This is a genomic window from Sphingobacterium sp. UBA1897, assembly GCF_002337775.1.
In the GTDB taxonomy this organism is placed as follows: Bacteria; Bacteroidota; Bacteroidia; order Sphingobacteriales; family Sphingobacteriaceae; genus Sphingobacterium; species Sphingobacterium siyangense.
On sequence record NZ_DDGR01000026.1, the window covers coordinates 422,120 to 431,005 of the forward strand.

The following is an 8,886-nucleotide window of genomic DNA, read 5'->3' on the forward strand; positions in this document are numbered from 1 at the left end:
GATTTTTCGTCAGAGTCTATTCCTATTTATATCAATACGCCACTATGCTGTGTATATGCTGGGCACAGTGGAAAGGTGGTTTACAGCATAAGTGTAAGCGCAGTTTTTTTAAAACTAAAATTCATATTCCCTTGGCAAACAATAATATTCAACAAGAAAGAATAAACTTTGCGACAAGTAAGAAAGTATTGGAATATCCAGATTTCTTAGATGTGCAATTGGAATCTTTCAAGGAGTTTTTTCAATTAGAAACTACTTCTGACAACCGCCATCAGGAAGGGCTGTTCAAGGTATTCTCGGAAAACTTCCCTATTTCTGATTCAAGAAACATTTTTGTGCTAGAGTTTTTGGATTATTTCATTGATCCACCACGTTATGATATCCAAGAGTGTATCGAGCGCGGCTTGACTTATAGCGTTCCTTTAAAGGCTAAGTTAAAGTTATCTTGTAATGATGAAGAACACGAAGATTTCGAAACTATTGTTCAGGATGTATATTTAGGGACTATCCCTTATATGACTCCTAAAGGTACTTTCGTGGTAAATGGTGCAGAGCGTGTCATCGTATCGCAATTACACCGTTCACCAGGCGTTTTCTTTGGTCAAAGTAGACACACAAATGGTACTAAACTTTATTCTGCAAGGGTAATTCCTTTCAAAGGATCTTGGATCGAATTTGCAACTGACGTAAATAACGTCATGTATGCGTACATCGACCGTAAAAAGAAATTCCCAGTTACGACCTTATTGCGTGCTATCGGTTACGATTCGGATAAAGATATCTTAGAATTGTTCGATTTAGCGGATGAAGTAAAAGTTAGTAAATCTGGTCTTAAAAAATATGTTGGTCGTCGTCTTGCGGCTAGGGTATTGAAAAAATGGGTAGAAGATTTCGTGGATGAGGATACAGGTGAAGTTGTATCTATCGACCGTAACGAAATTATCCTTGAGCGTGAAACTGTTCTAGAAGAAGATCACATTGATTTGATTATCGAAGCTGGCGTTAAGTCTATTATCCTAGCGAAAGATGATGAGTCAAACAATGCGGACTATTCTATTATATATAACACTTTACAAAAAGATACGTCCAACTCAGAAAAAGAAGCGGTAGAACATATCTATCGTCAATTGCGTAACGCTGAACCACCAGATGAGGAAACTGCTCGTGGTATCATCGATCGTTTATTCTTCTCTGACAAACGTTACGATTTAGGTGATGTAGGTCGTTACCGTATCAATCGTAAGTTGAAGTTGGGAACTCCGGATGATACGAAAGTATTAACCCGTGAGGATATCATTGCGATTGTGAAGTATTTGATCAATTTGATCAACTCTAAAGCTGAAGTAGATGATATTGACCACTTGTCAAACCGTCGTGTACGTACTGTAGGTGAACAATTATATGCTCAATTTGGTGTAGGTCTATCTCGTATGGCCCGTACAATCCGTGAGCGTATGAACATTCGTGATAATGAGGTGTTTACGCCAACCGATTTGATTAATGCTCGTACACTTTCGTCCGTAATCAATTCGTTCTTTGGTACAAACCAGTTGTCTCAGTTCATGGACCAAACTAATCCTCTTGCTGAAATTACGCACAAGCGTCGTTTGTCAGCTTTAGGTCCAGGTGGTCTTTCCCGTGAGCGTGCAGGTTTCGAGGTTCGTGACGTTCACTATACACACTACGGTCGTCTTTGTACAATTGAAACTCCTGAGGGTCCAAACATCGGTTTGATCTCCTCATTGGCTGTACATGCGAAAATTAACCACTTAGGATTTATCGAGACTCCTTACCGTAAGGTAAAAGATGGGGTTGTTGTGGTTGACGAGCCAGTCGTATATTTATCTGCTGAGGATGAAGATGGTAAAACAATCGCACAAGCGAATGCTTTGTATGATGACAAAGGTAATTTCGAAGATGCGAAAGTGAAAGCCAGATATGAGGGTGACTTCCCAATTATCGAGCCTAATATGCTTGATTATATGGACGTTGCTCCAAACCAAATTACATCTATTGCGGCTTCATTAATTCCTTTCTTGGAACATGATGATGCCAACCGTGCATTGATGGGATCGAACATGCAACGTCAGGCCGTGCCTGTATTGCGTCCACAAGCTCCTATCGTAGGTACTGGTCTTGAAGGTCGTGTAGCGAAAGATTCACGTACATTGATCAATGCGGAAGGTCATGGTGTAGTGGAATATGTAGATGCTGATGAAATCAAAATCCGTTACGACAGAAACGACGATGATCGTCTTGTATCATTCGATGATGATGTCAAAACGTATAAATTGATCAAATTCAAGAAAACCAACCAAAATACATGTATGAACTTGAAACCTATCGTTAAGAAAGGTCAACGAGTTGAACCAGGACAGGTATTATGTGAAGGTTATGCAACTGAAAATGGTGAATTGGCATTAGGTCGTAACTTGAAAGTAGCATTCATGCCTTGGCAAGGATATAACTTTGAGGATGCGATCGTAATTTCTGAGCGTGTAGCGAAAGAAGACTGGTTTACTTCTCTTCACATTGAAGAATTCGAACTTGAAGTTCGTGATACAAAACGTGGTGAAGAAGAGTTAACAGCTGATATTCCTAACGTATCTGAAGAAGCGACAAAAGACTTAGACGAAAACGGTATTATCCGTATCGGTGCTGAAGTTGGTGGTGGTGATATCTTAATTGGTAAAATCACACCTAAAGGTGAGTCAGATCCTTCTCCAGAAGAGAAATTATTACGTGCAATCTTTGGTGACAAAGCTGGTGACGTGAAAGATGCTTCATTGAAAACTCCACCATCATTAAAAGGTGTTGTTATTGATACGAAGTTATTCTCGCGTGCGAAGAAAATGTCTAAAGAGGTTGAGCGTAAAACTTTAGAGAAACTAGAGGTTGCTCACGATAGAGCAGTTAAATCATTGAAAGATCGTTTGGTTGAAAAATTATTCACTGTCGTGAATGGTAAAACAAGCCAAGGGGTATACAATGTCTATAAAGAGTTGTTGGTTGCTAAGGGAGCTAAGTTTACGCAAAAAATCCTGGCTGAATTAGATTACAACAACATCAACCCAATGGGATGGACAACTGACGAAGATAAAAACGAGTTGATCAAAATGGCCCTTCATAATTACAATATCAAAATTAATGAAGAGCTAGGTTCATTCAAACGTGATAAATTCGCAGTATCTGTCGGTGATGAACTTCCATCAGGAATTGTGCAGATGGCTAAAGTTTACGTTGCTAAAAAACGTAAGTTGAAAGTAGGGGATAAGATGGCCGGTCGTCACGGTAACAAAGGTATCGTTGCACGTATCGTACGTGATGAGGATATGCCATTCTTAGAAGATGGAACACCGGTTGATATCGTGTTGAACCCACTAGGGGTACCTTCACGGATGAACTTGGGACAGATCTACGAAACCGTATTGGGTTGGGCAGGTCAAAAATTGGGTGTGAAATTTGCTACACCTATCTTTGATGGTGCTGAAATGGATCAGGTACAAGATTGGGTTGCGAAAGCTGGCCTACCAAAATCTGGACGTACATATTTGTACAACGGATTGACAGGTGACCGTTTCGATCAACCGACGACAGTGGGTGTAATCTACATGTTGAAATTAGGTCACATGGTTGATGATAAAATGCACGCACGTTCAATCGGTCCGTACTCATTGATCACGCAACAACCTCTGGGTGGTAAAGCGCAATTCGGTGGTCAACGTTTCGGTGAGATGGAGGTTTGGGCATTGGAAGCATTCGGTGCGTCTAACATCCTTCAAGAAATCTTGACTGTGAAATCGGATGACGTGGTTGGTCGTGCCAAAACTTACGAGGCAATCGTAAAAGGTAACAACCTTCCGACACCATCGGTACCAGAATCGTTCAACGTATTGGTACACGAGTTACGTGGATTGGGTCTAGATATCACATTGGATTAATTAAGCAAATAGGGCTTTGAAGGGCTCAGTCCTTCAAAGCTTCTTTATAAAGCTTTAACTTTTGAATAAGTATGTCTTACAAAAAAGATAATAAAATTAAAAGCAACTTCACTTCGATTACGATCAGCTTGGCTTCTCCAGAAACTATTTTGGAACGCTCAAGTGGTGAAGTTACAAAACCGGAAACGATTAACTATCGTACCTACAAACCAGAACGTGACGGTTTATTCTGTGAGCGCATTTTTGGTCCTGTGAAGGACTACGAATGTCACTGTGGTAAATACAAACGTATCCGTTATAAAGGTATCGTATGTGACCGTTGTGGTGTTGAAGTAACTGAGAAAAAAGTACGTCGTGAGCGTATGGGACACATCAATTTGGTTGTTCCTGTTGCACACATCTGGTACTTCCGTTCTCTTCCTAATAAAATTGGTTATTTATTGGGGCTTCCTACCAAGAAATTGGATATGATCATTTACTACGAACGTTATGTGGTTATCCAAGCTGGTATTAAGGAAGAAGATGGTATCAACTTTATGGACTTCTTGACTGAAGAAGAATATTTAGATATTTTAGATACCTTACCAAAAGAAAATCAATATTTAGACGATAACGATCCTCAAAAATTCGTTGCCAAGATGGGTGCTGAGGCGTTAGAAGATTTGTTGAAACGTATTGATTTGGATCAATTGTCATACGATTTACGTCACCAAGCTGCTAACGAAACTTCTCAACAACGTAAAAATGAAGCGTTAAAACGCCTTCATGTGGTTGAGGCTTTCCGTAGTTCACGTGAAAATATCGAGAATCGTCCAGAATGGATGATTGTGAAAATCGTTCCAATCATTCCACCTGAATTACGTCCTTTAGTGCCTTTGGATGGTGGTCGTTTTGCGACTTCGGATTTGAATGACTTATATCGTCGTGTGATTATCCGTAACAACCGTCTAAAACGTTTGATCGAAATCAAGGCTCCTGAAGTAATCTTACGTAACGAAAAACGTATGCTTCAAGAAGCGGTAGACTCTTTGTTTGACAACTCACGTAAAGTGAACGCTGTTAAGACAGAAGGTAACCGTGCATTGAAGTCTTTATCTGATATTTTGAAAGGTAAACAAGGTCGTTTCCGTCAAAACTTGTTAGGTAAGCGTGTGGATTATTCGGCTCGTTCGGTAATTGTTGTAGGTCCTCACTTGAAATTACACGAGTGTGGTCTTCCTAAAGATATGGCTGCGGAACTTTACAAACCGTTTATCATTCGTAAGATGATCGAGCGTGGTATTGTAAAAACAGTAAAATCAGCTAAAAAAATCGTTGATCGTAAAGATCCTGTGGTATGGGATATCCTTGAAAATGTATTGAAAGGTCACCCTGTATTGCTAAACCGTGCACCTACGCTTCACCGTTTGGGTATTCAGGCTTTCCAACCTACATTAGTAGAGGGTAAAGCTATTCAATTACACCCATTAGTGTGTACAGCGTTCAACGCCGATTTTGACGGTGACCAGATGGCAGTCCACTTACCGCTTGGTAATGCTGCAGTTTTGGAAGCCCAAATCTTAATGTTAGGTGCGCACAATATCTTAAACCCTGCGAATGGTTCACCGATCACAGTACCATCTCAAGACATGGTATTGGGTCTTTACTATATTACTAAAGGCCGTAGAACTGCTGGCGATCACATCGTAAGAGGTCAAGATATGACTTTCTATTCGGCTGAAGAGGTTATCATCGCTTTAAATGAGAAGCAAATTGACCTTCACGCTTGGATTAAAGTAAAAACAAAAGTTAGACAAAAAGATGGTAGCATCGTTGATACCTTATTAGAAACAACTGTAGGTCGTGTGATCTTCAACCAAGTTGTTCCTGACGAAATGGGATTTGTCAATGAATTGCTTACGAAAAAATCTTTGCGTAATATCATTGGTGAAATTGTGAAGACTACGGGTATGGCCCGTGCAGCACAGTTCTTGGATGATATGAAAGAATTGGGATATCAAACGGCCTTCAAAGGTGGTCTTTCGTTCAACTTGGAAGATTTGAACATTCCTGCTGCGAAAGCTGAATTGATTCAACAAGCAACTAACGAGGTTGAAGAAGTAATGAATAACTATAACATGGGTTTCATTACAAACAACGAACGTTACAACCAAATCATCGATATCTGGACGCGTATCAACAACAGATTGACGGCACACGTTATGGATATTCTTTCGAATGATAACCAAGGATTCAACTCAGTTTACATGATGTTGGATTCTGGAGCCCGTGGTTCGAAAGAGCAGATCCGTCAGTTATGTGGTATGCGTGGTTTGATGGCAAAACCTCAAAAATCAGGTACTTCTGGTGGTGAGATTATCGAAAACCCGATCTTGTCAAACTTTAAAGAAGGTTTGTCCGTATTGGAGTACTTTATCTCTACCCACGGTGCGCGTAAAGGTCTTGCCGATACGGCATTGAAAACAGCGGATGCGGGTTACTTGACACGTCGTTTACATGACGTAGCGCAAGATATGATCGTTGTGGAACAAGATTGTGGTGGTTTACGTGGTATTTATACAACAGCATTGAAAGATAATGATGATGTTGTTGAACCATTGTTTGATCGTATTTTGGGTCGTACACCATTGCATGATGTTCTTCATCCGGATACTGACGAATTGATCGTTTCTGCAAATGAAGATATCACTGAGGAAATTGCCGAAACTATCGAAAAAGCAGGTATCGAAGGAATTGAGATTCGTACGGTATTAACTTGTGAGTCTAAGCGTGGTGTTTGTGCTTGTTGTTACGGACGTAACTTGGCGTCAGGTAAGCGTGTTCAGTTAGGTGAAGCTGTGGGTGTTATCGCCGCTCAATCAATTGGTGAGCCAGGTACACAGTTGACACTTCGTACATTCCACGTGGGTGGTACGGCATCGAACATTGCTGCTGATTCAAGTATCATTTCTAAATACGATGGTAAAATCGAATTTGAAAACGTACGTACTGTTTCGCAAACAAACGATAATGGCACACATCAGGTAGTCTTAGGACGTTCTGGTGAGGTTAAGATCATTGATGCACATAATAAAATCGTATTCCAACAAAATATCCCTTATGGTTCACAGTTATTCGTTGAGGATGGCGGTACAGTAGCTAAAGGCGATAAATTGGTCGAATGGGATCCATATAATGCAGTAATTATTTCTGAATTTGCTGGTAAAGTTGAATTTGACGCAATTATCGAAGGTGTTACCTTCCGTGAAGAGTCAGATGAGCAAACTGGTCACAAAGAGAAGGTAATTATTGAAACACGTGATAAAACGAAAAACCCATCCATCAAGATTCTTGATAAATCGGGAGAGGTTATTCGTACCTACAATATCCCGGTAGGCGCCCACGTTGCAGTTGCTAATGGTGTAACAGTGAAAGAAGGTGGTATCCTCGTTAAAATCCCTCGTTCTACAGGTAAAACGCGAGATATCACAGGTGGTCTACCACGTGTAACGGAGTTATTCGAAGCACGTAACCCTTCTAACCCTGCTGTAGTAACAGAAATCGACGGTGTGGTAACATTGGGTGGTGTGAAACGTGGTAACCGTGAGATGTCTATCGAGTCTCGTGATGGTCAAATCAAGAAATACTTGGTACCTCTTTCTAAACATATCCTTGTTCAGGATAATGACTTTGTGAAAGCTGGTATGCCATTATCAGATGGTTCGATCTCTCCTGCGGATATCTTGTCGATCAAAGGTCCATCAGCGGTGCAACATTACATTGTGAATGGTATCCAAGAGGTATACCGTCTGCAAGGTGTGAAGATCAACGATAAACACTTCGAGACGATCGTTCACCAAATGATGCAAAAAGTTAACATCGAAGATCCAGGAGATACTCGTTTCTTAGAAAAAGAAGCCGTTAACAAATGGGATTTCATGGAAGAAAATGATTCTTTGTTTGACAAGAAAGTTGTTGTTGATGCAGGGGACTCCAATAATTTACGTCCGGGACAAATTGTTTCTTTACGTAAGTTGAGAGAAGAGAACTCTAGTCTGAAACGTCGTGACTTAAAACTTGTTGAAGTTCGTGAAGCAATTCCGGCGACTTCAAGTCCATTGTTGCAAGGTATTACCAGAGCTTCATTGGGTACGAAATCGTTCATCTCTGCTGCCTCTTTCCAAGAGACTACAAAAGTGTTGAACGAGGCTGCTATCGCAGGTAAACGTGATAACTTATTAGGTTTGAAAGAAAACGTAATTGTTGGTCACTTGATCCCTTCTGGTACAGGTATCCGTCAATACAGCAATTTAATCGTGGGCTCTCGCGAGGAGTACGATCAATTGTTGGCTTCGAAAGAAGAAGATTAATCGTTACTCGATTATTTTATATAGGAAGGTCCAGACATTCGTCTGGACCTTTTTTGTTTCGATAACGACCTTATATGATATTGAAGAAGGTCGTAAAATATATTTGACTTGCTTTTTTAGCGGTGAAATTGCTTGTTAAGGAAGGGGGCGAACTGAAATTTATAGCAAGCAGCTTGGCCGTTTAATTGGTTAATTTTACCTGATAGGACGGTTTAAAGCATAGCTATCTTAAATGAATCGTTCAATGTTACAGTTAGTTAACTTTAATATTAAAAAATAATAAACAAAAGGCTTGGAAGTTTGTTAGTAAACTCCCTATCTTTGCACCACTCCGCAAGGGAGGGACGGTTACTTCGAGAGAAGGAGCCATGAAAAAAGAAGGGTTTAAGAGAAATCTGGCAGGATCAAAAATCCCGCCCAGTTTATTTTAAACGCGGAAATCAAAAAAAGAGAAAAGAAAAAAAACTTGAAAAAGTTTTTGGAAGTTCAGAAAAGATTTCTACCTTTGCAGTCCCAACGGAAACGAAGGGAAAAACAAAACGATAAAGACGGCGCAATGCCATCGAAATATAGCCGATACGGAAGTTGAAGCGACA

General features: G+C 40.3%; 2 protein-coding genes. Both read left to right on the forward strand.

Going from position 1 to position 8,886, the window contains the following annotated elements:
- Nucleotides 1–131: 131 nt before the first annotated feature.
- Complete coding sequence (gene rpoB / locus B4N43_RS18525; RefSeq protein WP_046672286.1) at nt 132–3,941, forward strand: DNA-directed RNA polymerase subunit beta; 3,810 nt, start codon at nt 132–134, stop codon at nt 3,939–3,941.
- Nucleotides 3,942–4,012: 71 nt separating this feature from the next.
- On the forward strand, nt 4,013–8,290 hold the full coding sequence (gene rpoC, locus B4N43_RS18530) for a DNA-directed RNA polymerase subunit beta' (protein ID WP_070566328.1): 4,278 nt from the start codon (nt 4,013–4,015) through the stop codon (nt 8,288–8,290).
- Nucleotides 8,291–8,886: the final 596 nt, after the last annotated feature.

Excerpts from the sequence above, each read along its gene's own strand:
- rpoC (WP_070566328.1), top strand. The coding sequence starts at position 4,013 with ATGTCTTACAAAAAAGATAATAAAATTAAAAGCAACTTCACTTCGATT.